The following is a 25,384-nucleotide window of genomic DNA, read 5'->3' on the forward strand; positions in this document are numbered from 1 at the left end:
CTCCCTAGAACTGTTTCCTGTGATGCACTCGGGCGTGAGCACGAATCCCGCAGTTTACGAAGGGTTTCGTGCGGACCCAACGGCCCCGCTACAGGAACATTGTTCGTGCCACTGGCACTAGTCCTGGTCGGGCTGTTGCGCCGTGGGCGTGCCGCCGTCGTACTCATCGGTCAGGACCGACGGGCAGACCTCCTTCTCGCCGCACTGGTCGCACACGATGTGGATTAGGTCGGCGGCGCTCAGCCGTAGCTGATTCTCTTCGCACAGACGGTAGAGCTCACGCAGGTGAGAACAGGGCATGGTCTCGCTCCGGTTGGCGGTGCGTAGTAGCCGGGTCAGGGCTTGCCGTCGTCGTCGTCGTCGTCTTCGAGCATCCTCGCGGCCGCGCTGTCCAGGTCGTCGAGCTGGCCGTCGCGAACGGCCCAGCAGAACGCGGCCACACCGCCTGCGGCCAGCAGCAAGGCGACCGGGAGCATGATGTAGATAACCGACATGGCGGGGCGGATGGCCGTTGGTGGACATCAGGCGCGGGGCACGCGCTCGGCCCGCATTGTACCGCGCGTCTGGCGTCGGACGAGAGCCGCCGCCCGGTGCGGCCGCTTCGGACCACGGGGCCTACAGGTCGTCCATGCCGGTGACGTTGGTCACCAGCGCCCGCAGCTTGCGACGCAGCACCGCGTAGCTGAAGAACCGCTTGCCCAGCGTGTAGTTGGCCTCGACCATCTGGTCGCGGTAGGCCTGGTCTTCGATGACGCGGCGCACCTTGTCGACCGTCTCGCGGGTCATGTAGCCGTTCATCGTGATGACGTCGAAGCCGCGGGGCTCGATGTCGCTCACAAAGATCGAGTATCGGTTCACCAGCACCGGCTTGCGGTAGTAGAACGCCTCGATCAGGGCGTTGCCGAAGCCCTCGTACAGGCTGGGGTAGGTGATAAAGTCGGCGTGCAGGTAGGCGTCTGCCAGCAGGTACACCTTCTCGCCGTTGGCGTTGACGCCGCGTTCCTCGCCGATCCGGTCGGGGATGAAGCGGAGGTCGACCCCCTGCTGCTCGGCCATCTCCCGCAGCGCGTTGAGGTACTCGTGCCCCTCGTCGCCGGACTCGTGCGAGATCACCAGCTTGCACTTGGGGTTGTCCAGCTGCTTGATGAGCGAGATGGCGTGCTCGATGCCCTTCCTCGGCACCACGCGCGTGGGCTGAAGGAACAGGATGTCGTCCGGCAACAGGCCGACCGACTCGCGGAAGTCGCGGTTGAAGTCGTCCAGGTCGGGGGGAGGGGTCTCGAAGTCCAGCACGTTGGGCACCAGCACGCTGGACGCGCCACGGCGGTGCGAGAGGGCCCGCTGGGCCTCCGAATTGATCGTGACGTGCTGGATCGACGGGATGGTGCACGGGAACGCCATCCGCAGCAGGTCCCCCGCGGCGTTCACCGCGAAGCGGTCGCGTTCCCAGTAGAAGTCGTGGTGGTGGGCGATGGTCGGGAAGTTGGTTTCCGCGATGAACGTGGCGAGCGCGACGCCCAGCGGGATGTTCATCGGGATGCAGAGCGCGTTCTGAACGATCAGGATCTCGATGTCGAACCGCCGCACGAACTCGTACAGCGACCGCTTCAGGTGCTCGGCGAGCGCAAAGATGCGGCGGGTGACCTCGGGGTCGCGTTCGGAAACGCCGAAGATGCGGTCGTTGACCCACTGGATGTCCGGGTGGCCGAAGTAGGCGTGCGGGACCAGCATGCTCACCTCCGGGTCGGTGTCGAGCTTGCCGGCGAACCAGTAGCTGACGTGCCGGTGGTGCCACAGCACCTTGGCCCACTTGGCCGCCTCGAGCGAGACGCCGTCGGTCCCCGCGAAGCGGGTGCCCACGAATCCAATCCGGTGGCTGGGGGTGGCGAGGGGGTCGGGCATGGTGCTGGCGGCGGGTGGGACGGGGGCAGGCGGGGTGACGCGCAGCCTGCCCTCCGCCAAGGACGACCAAACGCCGGTTTACTCGCAAAATGTACTTTTCTCTCAGCGGTCGGCAAGCGACAAAATCGTCAATATCTGACGCAGTTCGGTCACCACGGCGTCGGGCCGCGTGTCGCCGACCAGCGGGTCGCCCTCCCGCAGGCGGAGCGAGCGGGCGTCGCCGGCGAACAGGGCGGTGCGGAACCCGGCGGCCGCCGCGGGGGCGATGTCGTTCCGCATGTCGTTGCCGACGTATAGCGTTTCGGCCGCCGAAACGCCCCGCTCCGCGAGCCGCGCCACCGCCTGATCGTAGAGGAACCTGCCGGGCTTCGCCTCGCGGTGCTCAAACGACCAGACGCACAGCCGCGGGTCGATGCCCAGGGCGTCCCAGTCGCCGCCGGCGAGGGCGGCCAGCGCCGGCGGCGTGAAGAACTGAGCGTTGCTGACGATCCCCATTGGCACGCCCGCGGCGGCCAGGGCCGAAAGCGTTTCCCGCAGGCCGGGCATCGGCCAGACCGGGTTCACGCGGCACTCGTACTCGACGGCGAGCCGGTCGACATCGACATTGGCGGCCGCCTGGCCAGGGTGGAGCTCCGCCAGGGTGGTCCGCCAGATGTCGCGGATCTCCACTTCCGGGTAAGCGCTCGCCGACCGCTGGTGATCGGCCTGGATGGTCGCCTTGAGCCGCGACACCACCTCCTCGCCGTCGGCGCCCGGGGGCAGGCCGCACGCGACCAACGCGTCGGTGGCGGCGTCGCTGTGGGCGGCCCCGCTGGTGAGCGATATATCGCCCGATCCGCTGACCAAGAGCGTCCCGTAAACGTCAAACACGACCGCCCGCAGGCCATCGATCTGCGGCAACACCGGCTCGACGCCGGTCGGCTGCGGCGCGAGCGGGGAGCTGAGCTCTAGGATGCGAGCGGCGATTCCGTTCACGGCTCGAGCCTAACGGGGTGGAGCCGGTCGAGTCGCAGGAACGAGCGGAGGATGTGCTCGCCATCCGGCAGGGACCCGACCTCGCCGCCGGCGGCGTCGCTGAGCACCCCGGAGTAGATCTCCGCAAGGCGGCGGCCGACGGCCTGGGGCGAGAACTGCTTGCGGACGCACTCCGCGTTCGCCTGCACCGGCTGCCGCTCGGCGGCGGCGCCCGAAAGGCGTTCGGCCAGCCCGGGGTTGAGCTCCTCCATCGACGCCCGGGCCTGTTCGGGGTTGGCGGCCGCGTGGCGGATGACCTCTGCCTGGAACCGCCGCGGCAGGCTCGCGAAGTCGACGTCCGGGCCGTAGCTCCAGTCTTCCGGCGGCGTTTCCGGCGCCGGCATCCCGAAGTCACGGCAGGCCCAGCGGTGAAGGTCGAGCACCTCTTCGCGGGCGGCGGCTAGATCGAACCAGTCGCCGGGCACCAAGAGCTGGTCGCTGAGGCCCTCGAGCCGGAGCCCGTGGGCGGTGAAGTCGGACGTGATGCGGCCCAGGTTGCGGCCGATCAGCGGGCGGTCGACCAGCCACGCCTCGAGGAACACCATGCCGAACCCCTCGGCGACGCTGGTGGTGATGACCGCGTCGCTGGCGGCGAGCGCGTCGTAGAACTCCACGCCGTGGCCCTGCCGCGACGGCGGATCACCGATGCCGAGCTGGCAGGGCAGCGACAGCTCCTCCGCCAGCTCGCACCAGTCGTCGAACGAGATCCGCTCGGCCGGGTTGGCCGGCGCCAGCGTCACGGCGTGGCACACCTCGGGGCCCGACAGCGCGCTGTACAGCAGCAGCTCGCCGATGTTCTTGCGGCGGATCCCCCGCACGGGGTAGATGACCAGCCGGGTCTGGTCGCTGACGCCGAGCTGCTTGCAGACGCGAGGCCGCGCCTCGTCACGCGGCGGGAGCCCGTGGAACTCAATCACCGGATTCGACAGCAGGTGCAGCCGCTCCGGGTCGACGCCCGCCCCGAGCAGGATCTTGTGGTCCCGCCCGTTGAGTGTGGCGTAGTGGATTCCTTCGGCGGAGGGGTACAGCCGCTCGGCCAGCTCCGCCGGCCGCTGGGAGCCGGTGGCCCGCATCAGGTGGCGGTAGTTGGAGGGGCGGAAGTCCTCGGCGAAGTCGTGCACCTGCAGCAGCTGCCGGTACCCGTGCTTCGCCAAGACCCGCAGCGCGTCCGGAAGCGAGGCGTTCTTGCCGAGCGAGAAATTGTGCGAGTGGACGATGGTCGTGTCCGGCGTCATTCCGATGCCGGTGAGCATCTGGGAGATCGCGTCCGCGAGCGTCTGGCCTTCGCAGTGGATCGAAGAGTCGTACTCAAGCTCGGGGATGGCGAGCAGGCGGACGTCGAACGGCGGGTCGTGCTCCCACTCGCTCCGCCGCCACACGGACGCCGGCCAGTCCTCCTTGCGACCGCTGTACAGCAAGGCCACCTCCTCCGGACGCTGGTCGGCAGGGAGGGTGGCCAGCGAGTGGAGGTGGTTCAGGATCGCCTGAGAGACCCCACCGCGGTTCAGGTGGTAGTGGAGGATTGCTAGCTTCATGGAGGGACGCCGGGTCGATTTGGGCAGTCCCACTAGCGTAGCAAATCACCCCGACAGGCGCCTGGGGGCCCGCTCGCGGCGAAATCAACGATCGTAGAGCAAGCGGCTACCGGTCGGAGGGCTGGAGCTCCAGCACCACCGCCTCGAGGCCCGGGAGCCTCACGTTGAGCGTTTCCCCAATGCGGACACTTGACGACTGCGAGGGGGCGCCAGAAGCGGCGAACACGACGTCGTACGCGCCGGTCGGAACTGGCAAGGCGACCTCCGCCGCCGACTCGCCGCGGTTGAACACCGCCAGGCAGGTCCGCTTGCCGTCGGAGCGTCGGAACGCAAGCACCCGCTGGGCGTCGTCGGTCGCGACGATGCTCATCACGCCGCGCTGCAGGGCCGGCGACCCGCGGCGCAGTTCGATCAGGCTCCGGTAGAAGCGGTGCAGTTCGTTGTCGAAGGCGACCGGGTCGGACGAACGGTCGGCGCCGCCCGGGTGGGCCTGCTGGTCGTCATGACGCGCGTGGGGCCAGACCATCGGCATCCGGTCGCACGGGTCATCGGCGCCCCACATGCCCGCCTCGGTGCCGTAGTAGAACGTGGGGGCGCCGGGGTAGGTGGCCTGCATGACCGCCACCATCCGTTGGATGCGACGCTCGCGTGCGGTTGGCTTGCGGAGGTCGTAGTCGCTCCGCAACCGGGGCGAGACCCGGCTGCTGACGTCGTAGTCAAAGCGGTCAGGCTCTGCGTAGGGGTGGTCGCCCTGGGCGTTGACGATCATCGACGCCAGCCGGTCGGTGTCGTGCGAGTCGACCAGCGACATCAGCCCACCCCGCGTGTCTGCGGGGAACCTGGCCGCCCGCTCGACCAGCATGCGGGCCGCGTCGCTGGGGCTGAGGCAGTCGTCGACCAGGAATCCTTTGATGGGGAACGCGAACCCGTGGTAGTTCATCGTCGCGGAGAAGCCGGCCTGCCGCACGAAATCGGCGGCGTCCAGCCAGTGCTCGGCGACCGTGTAGGCGTGGGGATTGATCCGCCGCACGGTCCGGTGCCACTCCTGCCAGAACCCGACGGGCGCCTCGCCCGCGCAGTCCAGGCGCCAGCCGTCCACGCCATCGGACGGGTCGCCGTCGCCATCGGGGTCCATCCAGCGGCGCGTTACGGCCAGGATGTACTCCTTGGGTCCCGGGTGCAGGTTGTCGCCGGCGGCGTTGTCTGCAAACTCCGGCAGTGACTCGACGCCCCACCAGCCGCGGTAGGCGAACTCGTCGGCATCGGTCGCGGGGTTGTCGAAGGACTGCACGATATACCAGTCCTTGTAGATTGATTGCTCCTGCTTCTTGCGCAGGTCGGCGAACGCGAAGAACTCGCGGCCCGTGTGGTTGAAGACGCCGTCCACCACGATCCGGATGTTGCGATCGTGCGCGCGGCGGAGCAGCTCCAGGAACAGCTTGTCGGCCGCCGTCCAGCGCCAGGTCGCCGGGTCGGGCGTCTCGCGTGACATCGCCTCAAAGTCGCCGGCGGGGTCGGGGCCGAAGTGTGGGTCGATGTGGTGGAAAGCGGCGGCGTCGTACTTGTGCAGCGATCGGGCGTAGAACACGGGGTTCAGGTACAGCGCATCGACGCCCAGGTCCTGCAGGTAGTCGAGCTTGTCGATGACCCCTTGCAGGTCGCCTCCATAGCGCCGGTCAAAAACACCGTGCTCGAAGAAGTCGGCGCCGAGGCTCTTCTCCCACGCGGCGCGGGCGTACCAGTCGCCGGTCCAGGGCGAGACTTTCCAATCGACCGGCACGCGGTCGGGCGATTCGAGCGATTGACGCGTCGGGTCGTTCGTGGCGTCGCCGTTGCAGAACCGTTCGGGGAAGACCTGGTAGAAAACGGCGCCGACCGCCCAGTCCGGCATCGTGCTGGTCCGGCTGGGCGTCGGGTCGGTGCGGAGGGCGACCTCGTGGTCGCCGACCTGCGCCAGCGCCCGACCCCCTAGGGTTGCTATCAGCAGCACGACCCAGCGGAGCAGGGGAGGTGACGACAGTGGAGCGTGGGCGGGCATGGCGATGGTAGAACTAGCGGTTCGGTCGGCGTCGTGAAACGCCGCACAGCAGAATGGAAAGCAAGAGCGCCGAAGCGGCGGGCTCCGGGGCCGCGCTGCTCGCGGCGGATAGCGGGCTCAAGAACCGACGCTGGAAGCCGAATGCGTCCCGCCAGACTTGGTAGTCGGCGCCGGTTACTTCGCCGTCGAAGTTGCCGTCGGCGACCGGATCGCCCGACGCGAGGGCGTCCCGCCAGACGGAGTAGTCCGCGGCGTCGACGAAGCCGTCGAGGTTGTAGTCGCCCGGCGCCGTGCGGACGAGCTCGGTCACGAACACCGCCGCGTCCGCCAGGTCGGTCACCCCGTCCACGTTCAGGTCCGTGAGCCAGGTGGCGGGGCCGAAGCCCGCGTACAGGCTGCGCAGGTCGTCGCCGTCGGTCAGGCCGTCGTTATCGAGGTCGCCGCGTCGGCGCAGCACGCCGTCCAGGCCTAGGAGGACCGCCGGCGAGGGGCCGCCCGGCGCGGCGAGCTCGTCCACCAGGGCGAACAGGTCACGGTTGTCGACCAGCCCGTCCGCGGTAACGTCGGCCGCCGGGTTGAACTGGGCGTTCTGGCTGTAGAGCACCTCCTCGAACCCGCCGGGGCCGTCGAAGTCCGCCCGCTCGTACACGTTGTCGTGGTCCAGGTCGCCAAACCCGCGTCCAACGTCGGTATCCGTGACCAGGCCGGCGAACCGCTGCACGCTTCGGTTGCCGGTCGGCTCGAAGGTGACGATGGTCACCGCGTGGGCGCCGCTCGGGACGCCGAAGTACCCGCGGATCCACTCGTCGCGGTCGTAGTAAGAAGTAGCAGTGCCGGGGCCGATCATCGCCAGCACCTGGTCGTCGGTCAGCGACGCCGGCAGGTCGAGCAGCACGTGCATGTTGTCGGCCGTCTTGTCGACCGACCGCACGATCAGGTCCCTGTCGTTCGGGTTCTCGGGGCTGCTGGCAAAGGGCGCGAAGCTCACCACCTCGGATTCGGGCGGCAGCAGGTCGACGTAGATCACGCGGCGGAACTCTTCGAACACCGCGGGGCCGCCGTCGCCGGCGAGCGACGGGTCGCCGTCGGTGAACGAGCCCGGGTCGCGGTGGCGGTAGACGCGGCCGGTCAGGTAGTGCCGGCCCTCGGCCAGTTGGCGGGCGTCGATCATCTGTTCGTACACCCCAGCGCCGCTGGCGTTGAAGAAACCTGGCGAGGAGGTGTCGGTGAAGTTGCTGAACCCGTACGCCACGTCGCCGGGCGTGACGACGTCGGCGATCACGGCGCCGCTCTTGTCGCGGCCGTCGTCGATGCGGAACTGGGCGAAGTCGCCGTCGGCGTGGCGGTCGCGGATCCCGCCGGGCAGGGTGACCGGGTCGGTCTCAACCCGCAGCTTGAACGACTCTTGATCCACCACCGTGATGTCGGCCAGGCGGGTGACGCCATTGAGGTAGTTGGCGCTCGGCCCACCGGCGCCGGGTTCAGGCGTGGCGCCCGGCAAGACGCTGGAGAAATCGTCGCCGGCGGCGTCCGTGAGCCGCAGCCGGCCTTCGGGCGTAGCGACGCCGTAGATCAGGTAGCCGTTGCCGTGCTCAACGCCGGCCGACGACCGGTTCCGCGGCGCCCGCAGGTCGACCGTGCCGTTGGCCTTGACGATCAGCACCTCCGGCAGGTCGGAGTTTGGGTCGACCTCGCTGCTGGCCGCGTTTCCGGTCAGCTCGACCAGCGGCGTGCCCGGCGCGAATGACGTCTGGACCGTGCGTGCGTCGAAGCCGCCGTCGAGCCGGTTGTTGAGGACCACCAACGCGGACGCCTGCCGCTCGTAGATCAACAGCTCCTTCTCGTCGGCGGCCGGCGTGCGGTCGACGTAGGCGCCGCGGCCGTGGCTGGAGCGGATGCCGACCAGCGTGGTGACCGCGTCGCCGTACAGCCCTCCGAGCGCGTCCTCGCGTCCGGGCTTCGGGAAGCCCCGCAGCGGGTCGTCGAACTCGTCGGCGTTGAGGTAGACGTTCCATTCGCCCGGCCGCAGCGAAAGGTACGCGTGGGCGACGTTGTTGAGGTAGGCGGGTCCGTCGTCGTGGCTCTGCGCGAAGGCGACCCCTTGGCTGCCGTTGTTGGCGAGGCCGTCGTCGTGGATGTCGATGCTGCGGTTCTTGACGTTCCGCCAGTCGTTGGCGATGCCGTTTCCGGAGAGGTTGTCGCGCAGGCTGAAGAACAGGTTGAAGTCGAGCGCGTCGCGGTTGCCGCCGACCACGCCGAGGTTGCTGTCGTCGATGTCCTTGCGGATGAAACCCTGCAGGAAGTCGTAGCGGTTGTCGCCGCCGGTCTCGATGAAGGTGAACACGTGGTCCGGGCTGCCGTCCAGCAGCGGCTGCTGCTTGGCGAGGAACGCGGCCTGGTCCAGGTAGTCGAGCACCCACCGCGGGTAGTGCCGCGAGGCGTCGTAGCGGAAGCCGTCGACGCCGATCTCCTGGATCATCCAGCGGAGGTTCCGCATCAGCAGGCCGGTGGCGTTGTCGGTGACCGCGTCGCCGGCAAGCGGCGCGTCGGTGTTGAAGTCGTGCAGGGTGACCGACTGGTTGGTGCGGGGGTCAAAGACCGTCGTGCCGCCCAGGTCCTGGTCGGGGTAGAAGCGGGCGTTGCCGGGGTCGGGCAGGTTGGCGGGCGGGCGGCCAAACGCGCCGGTCGTCCCGGCGGACGGGATGTTTAGCGGGTTGCCCGGCTCCACCGGGTGGCGGATGAACTGGTGGTTGGTGGACTGGTCGATGTCGATCAGGCCCGACAGCCGGAAGGTCTCCTCGCCGGTGAGCTGGGCGGAGTGGAAGTCGCCGTCGGGCACGCCCGGAAGCGAGAGCACGAAGCCCGGGTAGCCGCCCGCCTGGCCGAAAGAAGTGCCGACGCCGTCGACGGAGTTCGCGTCGGTGAAGCCGTTGTGGTTCGCGATGAAATCGGTGTGGACCCGCACGCCCGCCGTGTGGGCGGCGTCGACCACGGTCTTGAGGCCGGTTTCGGTGCCGTAGGCGGTCTCGTTGCGGGGCTGGCCGAGGTCGAAGCGGTCGAACACGTCGTACCCGACCGAGCCGGCGCCGGTGTCGGCCCGGGCGGGCGGGGGGAGCCACAGCCGGCCGTACCCCGCCACGAAGATGTCCGCCATGCGGTCTTCAATGGTGTCCCAGCGGGCGTCGAAGATCTGCAGGATCGGCTCGCTCGACACGTCCTGCCCAACGGCGGCGGCCGTGGGCGCTAGCAGCAAGGCGGTGAGCAGGGTCAGTCGTAGGCGGTTCATCGTTGGTGAAGGGTCTCGCTGTCGGCGCCGCGGCGTTTAGGGCCCCGGGTACAGGTCGGCGTCGTCGTCGCGTCCGCCGAACTTGTAGAAGACCTCCTCGTCGACGCCGAACTCGACGGTGCGGATGGAGCCGTCGCAGAAGGCCATGTTCATGGCGCCGGCGTGAGGCGCGCCGAAGGGGGGGATGTCGTTGCCGTTGGCGGTGTCAAAGCCGGCGCCGTCCTGGGCGGGCGTCCACGCCACCGAGGCGTTGTTGCTGGTCGGCTTCCAGCCGGTGTAGCGGAGGTTGTCCTGGTCGTGGCCGACGAAGATGTTCTGGTCGTCGGCCGGGTCGGAGCCGTCGAGGTACTGGGCCGGGTCCATGTACTTCTCGCCGATCAGCGCGGTCTTGCTGGTGCCGTCGGTGATCTTGGCGAGCCGCACGGTGCTGCGCTGGTACATGGCGCCGTTCTGGGTCTTGGTGATCCAGGCGGTGAAGGAGTTGACCGCGGCGGGGTTCTCCGGCCCGCCCTGCCCGGTGGGGTTGATGTTGCCCGCGTTGCCGGCGTAGTCGGAGCGGGCGACAAAGCAGTCGCCCACGCGGCAGCTGCGGAGGTTGAACGCCAGGAAGTTGTTGCGCAGGATCGGGTAGAGCTGGGCCTCGCGTCGCGAGGGGCAGGTGAACATGTCGATGGGGGTCTGCACCAGGCGCAGCATCTGGGCCTCCTTGTCGGCGGCGCTGCTGATGCCCGAGGCGACGTCGCGGAGCCCCTGCTCCTCGACGTAGGCCAGCAGGCCGTAGGGCCAGCCGCCGCGTTGGTCCTTGCCGTAGCCCTTGTCGGGGTCGGGCTGCCACCGCCAGCCGAAGCCGGAGGTGGGCAGGAAGCCGTGGGTGCTCTCGTGGTTCAGGCAGCCCAGCGACAGCTGCTTCAGGTTGTTCTTGCACTGCGTGCGGCGGGCCGCCTCGCGGGCCGCCTGCACCGCCGGCAGCAGCAACGCGATCAGCACCCCGATGATGGCGATCACCACCAGCAGCTCCACCAGCGTAAATGCGGTACGACGTTCCATGACATCTCCAATCAAAGGTAGGGGCCGAGCCGCGTTCCGCCCGGCCGCGGGCGGCGCTCCGCCGCGCCCTTCCGAGGGCGCGGTCAGCGGCGCCTCCGCTGCGTTGTTAGAAAGACCAACGCCGCCAGGCAGATCGAGGCGGGTTCGGGGACACTGCCCGCCGCGGCGCCCACCGCGGCGTTGGTCTGGCCGTAGTTGTTCCGCCACGCGACGTAGTCGCCCTGGTCGATCGGGCCCGACGCGCCCGGCGCGCGGGAGTTAGCCGCCAGCGCCGACGGGTCTTGGCCCAGGTTGTCACGCCAGATGGTGTAGTCCGCCGCGTCGACCGTGCCGTCGCCGTTGTAGTCGCCCACCAGCCCGCCCTGCGGCAGCGTGGTGAGCATGTCGTCGAACACGACCTTGCCGAACCGGAAGAAGTTCTCGTTGGGCAACGCGAAGCGGAACACCAGGTCCTCCTCCGCGCTAGGGCTGTCGAAGTCGTACGGCGCGCCGATCAGGACGCCCTCGCTGGCGGCGATCGTCAGGTCGCCGATGGGCGCCAGCTCCGACAGGGTCGCGGCGTCCCGGATCGCTTCCTCCCACAGGCCGCCGCCGACGCTCTGGTTCTCGAGGCTGTCCCAGCCCGCCAGCGACGCGTCTAGCGAACCCGACGCCGAGTCAATAACGTAGGTGTCGATCGTGACCGCCTCGCGGAAGCCGTTGAGGATCTGCGCCTCGCCGGTCGTCCGGTCGACGTTGAGCGTCAGCGTGTCGGTCGGGATCCCCTCGTAGAGGATCACGCCGTTGGTGAACACGTTCGAGCCGGGCGTCGAGAAGCGGAAGGTGACGTCGTCCGTGTCGACGCCGAACGCCTGGGGCGCGGGCTGGAAGACGTCGCCCAGGGCGACCGTGGTGTTCGCGGCGACCGTGCCGGACGAGAGCGGGTTGAGCTCGGACAACGCGGTCTGGCTCTTGTTGGCCACCTGCCAGCCTTCGGCGGGGGCGAAGGTCAGGAAGTTAGAGTCGTTGAGGGACCCCGCAGCCGAACCAACCGTGTAGGCGTCGAACGCCAGAGTCGCGGACGAGCCCGGGTTCTGCATCGACACCTCGCCGGTGCGGCGGTTGACGATCAGCACCGGCTGCTGCTCGAAGACAATGCTGGTTTCAAACCCGTTGGCTCCGCCCGCCGCCGTGCTGGTGCGGACGCTCACCCCGAGCGAGATGCCCGGCACGTCGGACACGTCCACCGCGCCGAAGCCGTTGATCACCGACCCAGAGTCCGCCAGCAGGTAGGAGGTCCCGACCGCCGGCGTCATGCCTTGGGTGTCGATCTTCAGCGTGCCGCCGAGGTCGAGCTGGCCGCCCACCGAGATCGCCGACGGGCCGCCAGCGCCGAAGCTCCAGGTGTGGGTTCCGCCCTGGCCGAGGATCGCGTTGCCCGAGATCGCCAGCGACACGCCGCCGCCGGTGATCGTCAGGTTCTTGTCGAGGAACGCCGAGGCGGCCGACACGCTCGCCGAGCCCGAGAGGTTGATCGCGCTGGCCGCGGCGCCGTTGCTCGGGGTCGACAGCTCGTTGCCGATCGTCAGCACGCCGCCGGTCACGTTCAGGGTCCCCCGTCCGCCGTCGAGCCCGACGATCAGGTTGGCCGGCACATCCCCGGCGGTCGACTCGGTGCCCGGCCCGACCACCAGGTTGTCGCCGGCGCCGACGTTGAGCGTTCCGCTGTAGGCGCCGCCGCGCCCCAGCACCAGCTGCGGGGTGGGCGTGGAGGAGAGGTTGCCGTCGACCTCGACGACCGGGTTGGGGTCGACCTCCAGGCCCGGGTCGCCGCCGATCACCGCGCGGCTGAAGGTGCCGTCGGGCGCGATGAGGAAGCTCCAGTTGTTGTCGTCAGAGAACGAGGAGTCGTCGCCGCCGAAACCGCCGTCGGAGCCGATCCACACGTTCTCCTGCGCCATTGCCCCGCCCGCCAGCGGCGCCGCGACGAGCGCCGCTACCAGGGCGGCTGTTCGCAAGTTGGCCTTCATGGTGATGTTGCCTTATCGATGATGAGGCGCCGGGGCCGCAGCCCGCCGCGCTTTGAGTGTGAGAAGCACGCCGCCGGAGGCCCTAGCCCCGCCGCCGGCCTATCCGGGCGGCCGCCGCGAGGCCAACGAGCAGCATCGCGGCCGCGGAGGGCTCGGGCACGCTCAGCGACGCGAACGCCGACTGCACGGCCGACGCCGACCCGCCCGAAGCCAGGAACGCGTCCTTCCACTCGCGGAAGTCCTCGATGCTCACAATGCCGTTCAGGTTGAGGTCGCCGTCCATCCGCGAGAGCGTGGACCCGAAGCTCGCGTTGGACTCCAGCCAGTTGTCGCGGATGGGGTCGAAGTCCGCCAACTCGACAAAGCCGTTCCCGCTGGTGTCACCGAGCACGAAGTCGGGCACCACCGAGGTGACGCTCTCGTACGTGGATCCCAGACGCAGCTCGTCGTAGGTGAAGTCGCCAGCGATGCCGAACCGCGCGAACGAGGTCGCGTTGATGTTGATGTTGAAGCCGGTCGCCGAGAAGTCGACCGTGGAGAGCGACTCGTCGGCCAGGTTCTCGGGGTTCCGCCACACGGTCACGGCGTCGGCGTCGTTAACGTCCGACAGGTCGAACTTGGCGACAAACAGGTTGGTCAGCTCGTCGTTGACGCCCAGGTCGCCGGCGAACCCGCCGCCGAGGTCAGAGTTGAACAGGGACACCGAGTAGTTGGGCGTCTGCGAGACGCCGTCGATGTTCTCGCCGACGACGATCTGGAACTGCCGGTCGCCATCGCCCAGCCCGTTGGCGTTGTGCAACTCCAGCCCGCCGTAGGTGATCTGCGCGCCGTTCGTGGCGGTGGTCGCCTGCATCAGGAAGCTCATGTAGAGCGTGCGGTTGGAGTCGCCGGTGACCGGCGTCGACAGCGTGCGGCCGATGCGGCCCTCGAACGGCGACCCGCTGGCCAGGGTCTGGATGGCGCCCCCTTCCGCGGGGATCGTGCTGTAGGTCAGGCCGGTTTCGGTGGTCTGCCAGGCGTTGCCCTGGAAGCCGTCGTTCCACGCGCCGGTCCAGCCGAGGATGCTGGGCGACTGCCCCAGCACCTGCCCGGCCGCGTACTCGCCCTCCGCCGGGTTGGAACCGATCAGGAAGCTGTCGATCGGCTGCGCGAGGAGGCTGCTAGGCAGGGCGAGGGCGGCGCCGACCGCCGCCGTGATGATCACGTGTCGAAGCATGGGAGGAATCTCCGGTGGAGTCACAGTGAGTTCGTGTGAAGAGTGCGTTGTCGATCCCAGCGGGGCAACGCGGTGAGTTGAGTAGCAATCCGCTTTACAAACTCCAGTTTCATTCTAGTTGCCAGCGATGCGGTCTAACCCTGCGCCCCTGGGAACGCCGATGCCGAACGACGGCGGGCGCCCGCTATCCCCAGCAGGCCGGCCAGGCACAACGCCGCGGCCGTGGGCTCCGGGACCGGCACGAGCACCGACCCCAGGGTCTGGCCATCCCCGCCGCCGATGTTGCCGCCGCCGCCGATCCCGGGCAGCACCTGGTTGGAGATAAAGGTGGCGTCGCCGCTGGTGACCAGTGCGGTCACGCGTACAGCGCGGTTGGTCACCCCGAACGCGGCAGCCATGTCGATCTCAAACTCCAGCCCCGTGGTGGCGGTCGCCGCGTCGGCGGCGCTGGCGCCGTCCACGCCCAGCACATTCGAGTTGTCCCAGCCCACGGTGACGCCGGCGTTGGACACGTTGGAGATGGGCAGGTCGCCCGGCCCCCCGCCGGAGAGGATCGAAACGGCGGAGTTGTCCACCAGGTCGAAGAAGTTGACGCCGTGGAAACCGCCGCCCACCTCGACCCGCAGGCCGTGGTCCATCTCGGCGCCGCCGAACGACAGGCCCGCAAGGTTGTTGATCTCGTTGAAGCCGCCGTCGACGTTGTCGCCCTGCAGCGTGCCCTCGCCGCCGGGGACGGCGTCAAAGAAGATAAACAGCTTGTTGAAGTTGCCTTCCAGGTTGCCGGTGAGCCCGACCGTGAGGGTCGACCCGTCGTTCGACGCGTAGAGCTGGTTCAGCTCGGAACCGCCGGCCGAGTCCTGTCCCCCGCCGGTGGCGTTGCCGAACCCGGTGGTTGTGTCTTGGGTCGCCAGCAACGGGAGGCCCTCCGAAGGGATCGCTTGGCCGTCGATCGTCGCGGCGACCACTGGTCCTGCGGTGAGGAACGCCATCGCCGCGATTGCTGCTGCTCGTCTCATTATGCTTGCGCCTCAGGTGGTGGAATGCTTGCTGTGCTTCATACCCCGCGGCGGCGGGCTGCCTGGAGCCCGGTTCACCGCGATCTATCAGGATCGAGTCGCTCAACTTGCCCGGTCGCCCGGCCCCGCCGCACCACGGCCTCCACACGAGGCCACGGACAGTAAGTCGATGTTGGTTGGAAGAGTCGAGTTGAAAAGCCGCCGTGCCTGTTCGGGCGTAAGTGTCACCGCACCGTCGGTCCGATCAGGAGCAGCCCCGTGTTCCAAGGAGCTAGGCTCCGGGGGGCGGTCGCCGCCAAGCGGTCAGGAGCCACCGGCAACCCGATACGGGCGACCGGCCGCGTCAGGTTGTTCCGGATGTGGTCCCGCTGGCCGGTCACCGCCCGGTAGTTGGTGCCGACCCGAACCTCGTCGACCTCGTGGATCTTCTGCCCCTCGAAGTTGCCGAGGCTGATGCGGTCGAAGGCGAAGTTGCCCCGCAGCCGCGCGTCAACTTTGTTCTCGGACTCATCGATCAGCGAAGTCGGGTTGCGGTAAACGACCGCCTCGTCGCGGTCGTCGTCGCGGAAGTCGATGCGGACCACAATCAGGTTGGCGTCGGTGTTCTCCTCGCCGAGCGACGGGTAGTTCGAGGCCCCATAGGCGTTGTAGTTCGAAGTGACGCCGTAGCCAGCCCCCTCGGCGCCGTTTCCGACGCACAGCACACGGTTGGCGTTGCCGTCGCCGCGGTTGAGCTCGAACCCGTAGAAGACGTCGTTGGTCCGGTCGACCCGCTGCAGGAAGCTGACGTAGATGCTCTTGCCTTCTTTGCCGAGCAGCCGGTGGCCGTCCCGGTTCTCCACCAGCCCGGCCGCGTCGAACACGCCGCCGATCGACGTGCTCAGCACCCGGCGGATCCGGTTGGACTGGGCGAGCTGCACCGCCTGGTTGCCGATCTGCCGCACCTCGCCGAACGCGAGGCTCTGCTTCGCCACCTGGTTGGTGGGTTCGCCGCCGGCGGGGTCGTTGGTCTCAATGTCGGCCCACGGGCCGGCCCAGCCAAACCCGCCGTTCTGCCACGACAGCGGGCCCACCGGGTAGTCGAACCCCTCGTAGGCGTAGAGGCCCCCGTGGGGGCCGGCACCGGCCGACAGGGATCTAACGAAGCGGTCGTCGTTGGCGTGGAACCGGGCGACCGTCGTCGAGGCGGGCTGCACCCTGGCGGCCTCTCGCGGGTTCAGCCGGACCGTGCGCAGCTGGTCGCCCGCCTGGTTGAGCAGGTGGGCCTGGATGGACCCGTCGAAAACGTGCACCTCGCCGCCCCCCAGCCCGTCGGAGAGCAGGCCAAACTCCGCCGCCTGAGCGGGCGGCATGGTGGCGCCGCCGGCCGCGACCCCGCCGACTCCGATCCGGCCCGAACGGACCAAGAACCACGAGGAGTCGCCCGGCACGCGGGCGGACAGCCGTCCGCTCTCCAGGCTGGCGGCCTTGGCGTCGTCGATGCTGAGCGAAGCGGGGCCTTCCAGCAGCAGCGTGGCGCCGTTGTCGAACGTGACCTCGGCGATGCCGGCCTCGAGGTCGAGCCGCTGGCCCGCGTACACCTTCGAACCGAAGCCGGTCTGGCTCGCGGGGTCGTGCCAACGGCAGTTGCGGGTCGCGGAGATCACCGCCACGGGCGTGGGAGTCGACTCATCTGGCGACGCCGCGGCGACCCGGTCGTCGACTGTGGGCGCCGTTGGCCCGTCGAGCGTAGAGGTGACGAGGCTCGACAGCACCGCGACCCCGACGAGCGAAGCGGCGATCGCCAGCCAGCCGGTGCGTCCCACCGCGGCGGTGCGGGTGTGCGGCTCGTGCTCGGAGGAAGCAACCGCAGTGGACGCGGCAGAGTACTGGGGCCGCGCGCCGTGCACCGCGTGCAGCTCGGCCTCCACCGACAGGTACTCTAGGTAGGTCTCGCGGGCGAGCGGGTCGCTCTCGAGCAGCTCGTTGAACCGATCGACGCTCTCGGCCGGCAGCTCGCCGTTGCAGAACGCGTCGAGCAGGCGCCGCAGCTCGGCCGATTGGGCTTTGTGGTGACTCATGCCAGCGTCTCCGCGGAGAGCTTGCGGTCGATACAGCCGTGCAGGGACCGGCGGATCCGGTTCATCGCCTTGTAGACAGTGTTGGCCGGCCGCCCGAGCAGCTCGGCGACCGTCTTCATCGACTGGCGGGTGTCCGAGTAGCAGTTCCGCACGAGTTCGCGGTCCGATGGGGGGAGTTTTTTTAGGCAGTCGTGCAGGGCCAGCCGCCGCGAGTCCATCAGGTCCGCCTTGGCCACGGCATCGTCCGCGAGCAGGTCGACCACCGCGTCCGACAGCGGCTTCGCCTGCTTGCTCTGTGTCCTGCGGAAGCGGCGCACCTGGTAATGGGCGATCACGCTGGCCCACTTCATGAAGCTGGTGTCCGGGTCGAACTGGTCGTAGTCACGCCACAAAATGACACAGACCTCCTGGAACACCTCCTCCGCGTCGGTAGGCGACCCGAGCAGCGACACCAGGTACGCGTACAGCCAGCGGTCGTTCTGAGCGAACACCCTGGCGAACTGCACGCGCAGGTCGCGGTCGCCCGTTGGGTCGCTGGAGATGTCTTCGTTTGACGCCATCCGCCTGTGGCCTCGTGAGTCACCTGTCGGTCCAGGCGTCGAGCGACGCCGTTCCCCTCTGACTCTGTTGTAATGCGCGCCGACTTCGGGATTAGTACCAGGAAATGCAGAATATCTCCCTGATCTGTCTTCAGACGTCCCCTGAACGCTCCGTCAGAAGGGGGTAAGTTGTTGCAGTTCAAAGGCTTAGCCTTGATTATGCGGTCCTGTGCAAGAATCGCGGAGGCGCCACACTTAAGCCGCGGGCTCGAAATTCCCTAGCGTCGCTGACGCTTGCCCACTTGCTGCCCACGCCAGGTCGGCGTGTGAGACCGGTTGGTAGAATCGAGAGCAGCCGTGCCAGTCGCCGGCGAACCGGCGATGTCGGGCAGACGCGTTGCCGGGCCCGTCCTGCCAGAGAGCGGGTTTTTAAGCGGATGGGCGGTTTTCGCGTCAGATTTCGCGGCGTGCGGCTCAGTAATAGCACTCGGCGGACCCTTTGAAGTGTTGCGGGGACCAGCCGAGGCCGTCTTGTCTGCGATCGCCTTTTCTAGCGGGGCCAGCCCGGTGCCGGACGACAACAGCCGACGTTTTATGGAGATGCTCACCGCCCACCAGCGGGACATCTACTGCTACGTCAACATGCTCCTGGCCGGCAGCTCGGCCACCCCGGACGTGGTGCAGGACACGAACATCGACCTATGGTCCAACATGGACCTGTTTGACTTCGAGCGGCCCTTCCTGCCCTGGGCGATGAAGTTTGCCTACAACCGGGTGCTGGCCCACCGCAAGGCGCGGGGGCGGTCGCGGCTGGTGTTCAGCGACGAGTTCGTCCAGGCGCTGAGCGACGACTGCAACGCCGATCCGGTCGGCGCGGACGAGCGTCTCGGCGCCCTCCGCAACTGCCTGCAGCGGCTCCCCGACGACCACCGCAAGCTGGTCACGGAGCGTTATCAGGGCGCGCTGTCGGTCAACACGCTGGCGGCCCGCCTTGGCCTGACCCCCAACTCGGTGTCGGCGCAGCTCTACCGCATCCGGCGGTCGCTGGCCAAGTGCATCGAGGCGCGGCTGCCCGGGACCGTCGAGGGCCTGACGCGATGAACGAACCATCTAGCAACCCGCCCGACGAGTTGCGGCTCAGGAAGCTCCTGGACATCGCACTGAGCGGCGCTCAGACCGACAACGAAGCGCTCGAGCTGCGCGAGCTGCTCGACCAGCGGCCGGACCTCCGTCCCGCGGTCGCCGAGCAGCTGCGGGTGCACAGCCTGCTGCAGTGGGAGATGGCCCGGCCCTCGAGCGACGACGCGGGCAGCCTGTGCGGGCCGGCCGCGGTGGCCGAGCCGGCGCCGCGGGCCGACGTCTCGCGCCGCGCCTGGGGGGTGTGGATCGTCACGCTAGCGGCCGCCCTAGGCGGCGTGATGCTGTGGTCGGCCTTGCCCCGCGGCGGGGCGGCAACCGCGTCGATCGGACAGATCACGCCGGGCGCCGACCTGCGGCTGGCGACCAACACCTCCGCCGTGGTCGACGCCGACGGGCTGGTCCCGGGCGTGCTCGGCATCGACGCCGGGTCGCTGGCGATCAAGTTCGCCTCGGGCGTGGAGATGGACATTACCGGCCCGGCGGAGTGCGAGGTGCTCTCCGGCATGCGGGTGCGGCTGACGCACGGCCAGGCGACCGCGCAGGTGCCGCGGTGGGCCCGGGGATTCACCATCGAGACGCCGGACGTTGGGGTGGTGGACCTGGGGACCCGGTTCGGCGTGGCCCGCGAGCCTAACGGCAAGACCGACGTCGTCGTGTTCGAGGGCGAGGTTGACCTCAAGTCCCTTCCGAGCAACACGGCCAAGCCGTTCGAGCGGCGGCTGGTGCAGGGCGAGGCGGCGCGCATCGACCGCGACGGCGCCATGGAACGCGTGTTCCAGGTGCACGGCGACTGGACCGGCAACGGCTGGTCGACCAGCCGGCCCGCGGGGCACGAGACGCTGATCTCGGCCGTGTGGGACAACCTCTGGGCGAGCAAGAGTGTCAGCTACTACCAGGTGCTCCCCGGCGGACTGGTCGAGGACGCCCCGGCCTACGTCGACCACCCGCACGAGTGGAACGGAATCGACGAGAGCGGGCTGCCCGACTTCCTGCGCGGCGCCGAGTACGTGCGCACCGTCAATGACTTCCGCTACCTGGGCGAGCTCGCGATCCAGCTAGAAATCGCCCAAGACGCCAACCTGTATGTGCTGTTCGACCAGCGGGTCGCGGCGCCGGCCTGGCTGAAGGCGGCGTTCGAGGACACCGGCGAGCTGGTCGGCCTGGACGAGGACGCCTGGCACGGCAACCCGGGCTTCACCGTCGAGTCCGGCGCGGGCCGCAGCATCGACAACACCTTTTCTGTTTGGCGCCGGAGCTGCCGGGCGGGCGAAGTCGTCCTGCTGGGGTCGGTCGGCGACGGCCGAGAGGCCCGCGCCATGTACGGCGTCGCCGCGACGCCCCGCTGAGCGGCCGCCCCTTCGAACCCGCGGCGCCGCACGCGGCGTGCGCGGCCGCCGCGTCGCAGCCCAGCACACCACGACGTGACAACCACGATGCGACAACCATGACACGCACCCTGCCGATGCGACGCTTGTTGATTGCTACGCTTGCCGCCTGCTCCGTGTTCGGGGCTGGGGCGCCTTCGCACGGCCAGACGCTGGGCGACCTGGTGGACGTCGCGGACGAATTCCAGGCGCCGTACGCGACGCACTTTGTCGCGGAGGATCTTGTCGCCTACGACGCCGACTCCGGGCAGGGGGCGATCCGCTGGCGCCGCCACGAGCGGCGTCCGAGCCTTTCGTTCAACAAGATCGACACCCCCTTGGCGAGGGCCGAGGCGACCGAGTTCCCGGGCTCCGAGTACGACCGCGACCCCGTGCTCCCGTTCGAGCTCACGCTGGTAAGCGACCGCACGATCCGCCTGCGGCTCAACGCCCGCGACCTGCCGATCGAGCCCAGCGAGTCGCCCATGCTGACGGCGCCGCCGCAGCCCGGCGGCGAGTGGAAGGCGGAGCGGACCGACGGCGGGGTCGTCTACAAAAGCCCGCACGCGGTGATCAAGGTATCCTTCAAGCCCTGGCGGGTGACGCTCTGCGACGCCTCCGGGAACGAGCTCACGTCGACCCGGCGGCTGGGCGAGCCGGCGTCGTTCTCGGCGCCGCCCGGCTTCTCCTTCGCCCGCAGCGGCCGCGACATGAGCCGCTCGTTCGCGGCGGCCACGGCGCTCGCCCACGACGAGCGGATCTTCGGCTGCGGCGAGTCGTTCACCCGCTTCGACAAGCGGGGCCAGCGGGTGATCGCCATGACCTGCGACGCCATGGGCGCCCAGTCCCCGCGGATGTACAAGCCGATCCCGTTCTACCTGAGCAGCCGCGGCTACGGCGTGTTCGTGCACACCAGCACGCCGACCACGTTCGACTTCGGCCGCGACTTCGACGCCACCAACGTGTCGTACGTGGGCGACGAGCAGCTCGACCTGTTCCTGTTCGTCGGGGACCCGGCGCAGGTGGTCGAGGAGTACACGGCGCTCACCGGCCGCAGCCCGCAGCCGCCGCTCTGGTCGTTCGGCCTGTGGATGAGCCGCATCACGTACAAGAGCGAGGACGAGGTGCGCGACGTGACTCGGAAGCTGCGCGAGCACCGCATCCCGTGCGACGTGGTGCACCTCGACACCGGCTGGTTCGAGACCGACTGGCAGTGCGACTACCAATTCTCTGCGAGCCGCTTCGACGACCCCCGCCAGATGATCGCCGACCTTCGCGACGACGGTTTCCGCGTCTGCCTGTGGCAGCTGCCGTACTTCACTTCCAAGAACCGCCTGTACGACGAGGCCCGTCGGGCGGGGCTGTTCGTCAAGAACCGCAGCGGCCGCGTTCCCGCCGAGGACGGCGTGCTCGACTTCACCAACCCGGACGCGGTGGCGTGGTACACGGAGAAGCTGCGTGGCCTGCTCGAGCTCGGCGTCGGGGCGATCAAGGTTGACTTCGGCGAGGATGCGCCGCTCGACGGGCTGTACGCATCGGGCCGCACCGGCTGGCACGAGCGGAACCTCTACCCGCTGCGCTACAACCGCGTCGTGTCGGATCTGACCGCCGAGGCGAACGGCGAACGCATCATCTGGGCCCGCAGCGCGTGGGCCGGCAGCCAGCGGTACCCGCTGCACTGGGGCGGCGACGCCGAGAACACCTACTCGGCGATGGCGGCCTCGCTCCGGGCGGGGCTGTCGCTCGGGCTCTGCGGGTTCACCTACTGGAGCCACGACGCCGGGGGGTTCGTCGAGCGGGCGCCGCGCGAGCTCTACGCGCGGTGGCTGGCGATGGCGGCGCTTGGTTCGCACACGCGGTGCCACGGGGCGCCGCCCCGCGAGCCGTGGGAGTACGACCCGGAGTTTGTCGACCTGTTCCGCGAGACGATCGAGATGCGGTACCGCCTGATCCCGTACCTGGTCGCCCAGTCCAAGGCGGCGGGGGAGGCGGGCGCGCCGCTGATCCGGCCGCTGTTGTTCGCCTACCCCGAAGACCCCACAAGCTGGACTATCGACGACCAGTACATGCTGGGCGAAGACCTGCTCGTGGCCCCGCTCTTTGACGACGGGCGGCGCCGCTCCGTGTACCTCCCGCCGGGCCAGTGGGTCGATTACCAAACCGGCAAGCCTTACGATGGGTCCGCGTGGCATACCATCACCGCGGGACGCGTCCCCATCGTGGTGCTCGTTCGGCGGGGGGCCAAGCTCCCGCTGGCGCCGGTGGCCCAGCACACCGGCGAGATCGACTGGGACGCCGTCGAGACCACCGTCTTTGAGCCTGGCGTGGGGGAACAATGAGGACGCACTCCGCTCTGGCCGTCGGCCTGCTCGTCCTGTTCTCTGCGGCTCAGGCCGAGGCCCGCGAACAAGACTTCAACCGTGGCTGGAAGTTCCACCGGGGCGACCCGGCCGACGCCCAGCAGGTCGTCTTCGACGATTTCGCGTGGCAGGACGTCCGCACCCCGCACGACTGGGCGATCGCCGGCCCGTTCGACCCCAACGGGGACGGCGGCACCGGCAAGCTGCCGTGGCGTGGGGTGGGCTGGTACCGCAAGTGGCTGATGCTCGACCGGCGCGAGGAGGGCTCGCAGGTCTACCTCGACTTCGACGGCGTGATGGCGTCCCCGCGGGTGTACGTCAACGGGGAGCTGGCGGGCGAGTGGGACTACGGCTACACCCCGTTCCGCGTCGACATCACCCGCCACGTCCGGTTCGGCCGTGCCAACGTGGTGGCGGTCCGCGTCGACACCACCAGGCTGTACTCCCGCTGGTACCCGGGCGCGGGGATCTACCGCCAGGTGGAGCTGGTGGTCAGCCCCCCGTTGCACCTCAGCCACCACGGCACGCAGATCACCACCCCGACAATCTCCGACGATGAGGCGGTCGTCGTGGTGGCCAGCGAGCTGGAGAACCATCAGGCGAAGAACCGCGACGCCGAGGTGGTGGTGCGTCTGGTCGGGCCCGACGGCGCTGTGGCGTCTGAATCGGCCGAGTCGGTCGAGGTCGTCGCGCACGATAAGGCGGTCGTCGAGCACCGGTTCCGCCTCGCCGACCCGCGCCGCTGGGACGTCGACGACCCGGCCCTGTACACCGCGCAGACCGAGCTCCGCGTCGCGGGCCACACGGTCGAGCGGCGGGAGACCCGGTTCGGCGTCCGGGAGTTTGCGTTTACGCCCGACGACGGCTTCTGGCTGAACGGCCGCCGCGTTCAGATCCGGGGCGTGAACCTGCACCACGACCTGGGGCCGCTCGGGGCCGCGTTCAACCGCCGCGCCGCCGAACGCCAGCTCGACATCATGCAGGAGATGGGCGTCAACGCGCTCCGCACCGCCCACAACCCGCCGGCGCAGGAGGTGCTCGACCTGTGCGACGAGCGGGGGATCGTGGTGTGGGACGAGCTGTTCGACAAGTGGGACGGCACCGCCGGGCGTGTCGACGGCGAGCCCGGGTTTGATGGCTTCATGCAGCGTCACGCCGCCAGCCTGGTCCGCCGCGACCGCAACCACCCGTCGGTGGTCGTCTGGTCGGTGGGCAACGAGATCGGCAATCAGCCGTACGACGCCGAGGGAAAATCCCGCGAGCGGCTGCGGACCGCCCGCGACGCGTTCCGCGTGCACGACACGTCGCGGCCCGTGGCGCTCGGCTGCTTCATCCCCCAGACCGCCGACTCGGACATCCTCGCCGACCTCGACCTGACCGGCTGGAACTACCAGCGGCGCTACGCCCGGTTCCGCGACCGGTTCCCGCAGACGCCCATCCTGTACAGCGAGACCGCCTCGGCGCTGAGCACCCGCGGGTGGTACGAGCTCCCGCTACCCAACTCCAAGTGCGACTACCCGAGCGTCCCTCAGGTGAACGCCTACGAGTTCTCGTCGGCCCCGTGGTCCGACCTGGCGGAGGTGGAGTTCGAGCGGCTCCGCAAGGACAGCTACCTGGCGGGCGAGTTCGTGTGGACCGGGTTCGACTACTTGGGCGAGCCGACCCCGTTCCCGTCCCAGGCCCGCAGCTCCTACTTCGGCATCGTCGACCTGGTTGGACTGCCGAAGGACCGCTACTACCTCTACCGGAGTCACTGGCGGCCGGATGTCCCCACGGTGCACCTCGCGCCGCACTGGAACTGGTCGGGGCTGGAGGGCGTCGGCGTGCCGGTGACGGTCTACACCAACGGCGACTCGGCGGAGCTGTTCCTCAACGGCCGCTCGCTAGGCGTCCGCAACAAGGGCGAACGGCCCGCGGCGCTCGAGGACCTGGCCGCGTCGGCCTCGGCCACCGCCAGCACCCACGCCGACGGCCGGCCGGCCGGCGATGCGCTCGCGGCGGGGCAGGGCAGGGGGTGGCGACCCGAGCCGGACGACCCGTCGCCCGTGTTCGAGGTGGACCTGCGGGAGCCGCGCCCGCTGCGCACGATCGTGCTCGAGTTCCCCAAGGAGTCGAAGCTGTACGGCCTGCGGGTCGAGGCGAGCGACGACGGCGAGGCGTGGGAGACCCTCTTCGCTAAGCGGGCGTCGCTCGAGCCGCGTTGGGGCGGGGTGAACGAGCTGATCGTCCGCACCGACGCCACGGCTCAGCGCTTGCGTGTGGTGTTCGGGCCGTGCCTGGAAGGCGCCAGCCCGTCGCTCGACCGGTTCGCGGCGTACGCGGATGACTTCGAGTCCGAGTACTACCTGCCGACCTACGACTACCGGCTGCGCTGGAATGAGGTGCCCTACGAGCCTGGCGAGCTGCGCGCCGTTGCGTACAAGGACGGTCAAGAAATCGGTTCGACCTCGGTCCGCACCGCCGGCCCGCCCGCGAGGCTCGCGCTCACGCCGGACCGGGCGGAGATCGTGTCCGACGGCGAGGACGTGTCGTTCATCACGGTGTCCGCGGTCGACGCGGACGGGAACGTCTGCCCCCTGGCCGACAACGCCCTTGCGTTGAGTCTGGTTGGCCCCGGTAGGATCGCCGGCGCCGACGCCGGCGACCCGTTGTCGGTTGACCCGCTGCAGGACAACCGGGTGAGCCTGTTCCATGGCCAGGCGGTGATCGTCGTGCGGGCGGACGAGGGGCTGGGGGGCAACCTGTCGCTGCGGGTCAGCACGCCCGGCCTGCCGGAGGCGTCGGTCTTGTTGTCCGCGGGACGCCCCGCGGAGTAGCTCGGCGGTGAACGCCGTAGCGATCTCCGTGCAAGCTCTTGC

General features: G+C 69.2%; 17 protein-coding genes. 4 read left to right on the plus strand and 13 right to left on the minus strand.

The annotated features are described in order from the left end of the window. Positions 1 to 117: 117 nt before the first annotated feature. From KOR34_RS23010 to KOR34_RS23070, 13 genes are all read right to left on the minus strand, one after another. Complete coding sequence (locus KOR34_RS23010; protein ID WP_146568471.1) at positions 118 to 300, minus strand: hypothetical protein; 183 nt, start codon at positions 298 to 300, stop codon at positions 118 to 120. Between the two features lie 35 nt (positions 301 to 335). After that, positions 336 to 494: a cbb3-type cytochrome oxidase assembly protein CcoS gene (ccoS, locus tag KOR34_RS23015; RefSeq protein ID WP_146568472.1), complete on the minus strand. Its 159-nt coding sequence runs from the start codon at positions 492 to 494 to the stop codon at positions 336 to 338. Between the two features lie 121 nt (positions 495 to 615). After that, entirely contained in the window at positions 616 to 1,902 is a 1,287-nt protein-coding gene (locus KOR34_RS23020) for a glycosyltransferase family 4 protein (RefSeq protein WP_146568473.1), read from the minus strand. Between the two features lie 102 nt (positions 1,903 to 2,004). Continuing rightward, positions 2,005 to 2,877, minus strand: coding sequence for an HAD family hydrolase (locus KOR34_RS23025; protein WP_146568474.1), 873 nt, complete (start codon positions 2,875 to 2,877; stop codon positions 2,005 to 2,007). Beyond that, on the minus strand, positions 2,874 to 4,451 hold the full coding sequence (locus tag KOR34_RS23030) for a glycosyltransferase family 4 protein (RefSeq protein ID WP_146568475.1): 1,578 nt from the start codon (positions 4,449 to 4,451) through the stop codon (positions 2,874 to 2,876). The genes KOR34_RS23025 and KOR34_RS23030 overlap by 4 nt, the downstream gene beginning before the upstream one ends. 106 nt (positions 4,452 to 4,557) lie before the next feature. Beyond that, positions 4,558 to 6,489: a glycoside hydrolase family 13 protein gene (locus KOR34_RS23035; protein WP_146568476.1), complete on the minus strand. Its 1,932-nt coding sequence runs from the start codon at positions 6,487 to 6,489 to the stop codon at positions 4,558 to 4,560. A gap of 13 nt (positions 6,490 to 6,502) precedes the next feature. Next, positions 6,503 to 9,775, minus strand: coding sequence for a hypothetical protein (locus KOR34_RS23040; protein ID WP_146568477.1), 3,273 nt, complete (start codon positions 9,773 to 9,775; stop codon positions 6,503 to 6,505). Positions 9,776 to 9,811: 36 nt separating this feature from the next. Beyond that, positions 9,812 to 10,822 carry a DUF1559 domain-containing protein gene (locus KOR34_RS23045; protein ID WP_146568478.1) on the minus strand — a complete coding sequence of 337 codons (1,011 nt, stop codon included), beginning with the start codon at positions 10,820 to 10,822 and terminating at the stop codon, positions 9,812 to 9,814. An 83-nt stretch (positions 10,823 to 10,905) separates the two neighbouring features. Further along, on the minus strand, positions 10,906 to 12,831 hold the full coding sequence (locus KOR34_RS23050; protein ID WP_146568479.1) for a hypothetical protein: 1,926 nt from the start codon (positions 12,829 to 12,831) through the stop codon (positions 10,906 to 10,908). Between the two features lie 82 nt (positions 12,832 to 12,913). Further along, positions 12,914 to 14,047: a PEP-CTERM sorting domain-containing protein gene (locus tag KOR34_RS23055; RefSeq protein WP_146568480.1), complete on the minus strand. Its 1,134-nt coding sequence runs from the start codon at positions 14,045 to 14,047 to the stop codon at positions 12,914 to 12,916. 134 nt (positions 14,048 to 14,181) lie between these two features. Next, positions 14,182 to 15,063 carry a PEP-CTERM sorting domain-containing protein gene (locus KOR34_RS23060; protein WP_146568481.1) on the minus strand — a complete coding sequence of 294 codons (882 nt, stop codon included), beginning with the start codon at positions 15,061 to 15,063 and terminating at the stop codon, positions 14,182 to 14,184. A gap of 224 nt (positions 15,064 to 15,287) precedes the next feature. Continuing rightward, on the minus strand, positions 15,288 to 17,123 hold the full coding sequence (locus KOR34_RS23065; protein WP_146568482.1) for an anti-sigma factor family protein: 1,836 nt from the start codon (positions 17,121 to 17,123) through the stop codon (positions 15,288 to 15,290). After that, positions 17,120 to 17,683, minus strand: a complete 564-nt coding sequence (locus KOR34_RS23070) for a sigma-70 family RNA polymerase sigma factor (protein WP_146568483.1) — start codon at positions 17,681 to 17,683, stop codon at positions 17,120 to 17,122. The genes KOR34_RS23065 and KOR34_RS23070 overlap by 4 nt, the downstream gene beginning before the upstream one ends. 510 nt (positions 17,684 to 18,193) lie before the next feature. On the opposite strand from KOR34_RS23070, the gene KOR34_RS23075 reads away from it, so the two are divergent. The 4 genes from KOR34_RS23075 (at position 18,194) to KOR34_RS23090 (ending at position 25,342) form a co-directional block, all read left to right on the plus strand. Next, positions 18,194 to 18,763, plus strand: coding sequence for a sigma-70 family RNA polymerase sigma factor (locus KOR34_RS23075; RefSeq protein ID WP_197531682.1), 570 nt, complete (start codon positions 18,194 to 18,196; stop codon positions 18,761 to 18,763). After that, on the plus strand, positions 18,760 to 20,148 hold the full coding sequence (locus tag KOR34_RS23080) for a FecR domain-containing protein (protein WP_146568485.1): 1,389 nt from the start codon (positions 18,760 to 18,762) through the stop codon (positions 20,146 to 20,148). The genes KOR34_RS23075 and KOR34_RS23080 overlap by 4 nt, the downstream gene beginning before the upstream one ends. A gap of 98 nt (positions 20,149 to 20,246) precedes the next feature. Next, entirely contained in the window at positions 20,247 to 22,505 is a 2,259-nt protein-coding gene (locus KOR34_RS23085) for a glycoside hydrolase family 31 protein (protein WP_197531683.1), read from the plus strand. Next, entirely contained in the window at positions 22,502 to 25,342 is a 2,841-nt protein-coding gene (locus tag KOR34_RS23090) for a glycoside hydrolase family 2 TIM barrel-domain containing protein (protein WP_146568486.1), read from the plus strand. Before KOR34_RS23085 ends, KOR34_RS23090 begins: the two co-directional genes overlap by 4 nt. Positions 25,343 to 25,384 lie beyond the last annotated feature (42 nt).

This window comes from Posidoniimonas corsicana, from assembly GCF_007859765.1.
In the GTDB taxonomy this organism is placed as follows: domain Bacteria; phylum Planctomycetota; class Planctomycetia; order Pirellulales; family Lacipirellulaceae; genus Posidoniimonas; species Posidoniimonas corsicana.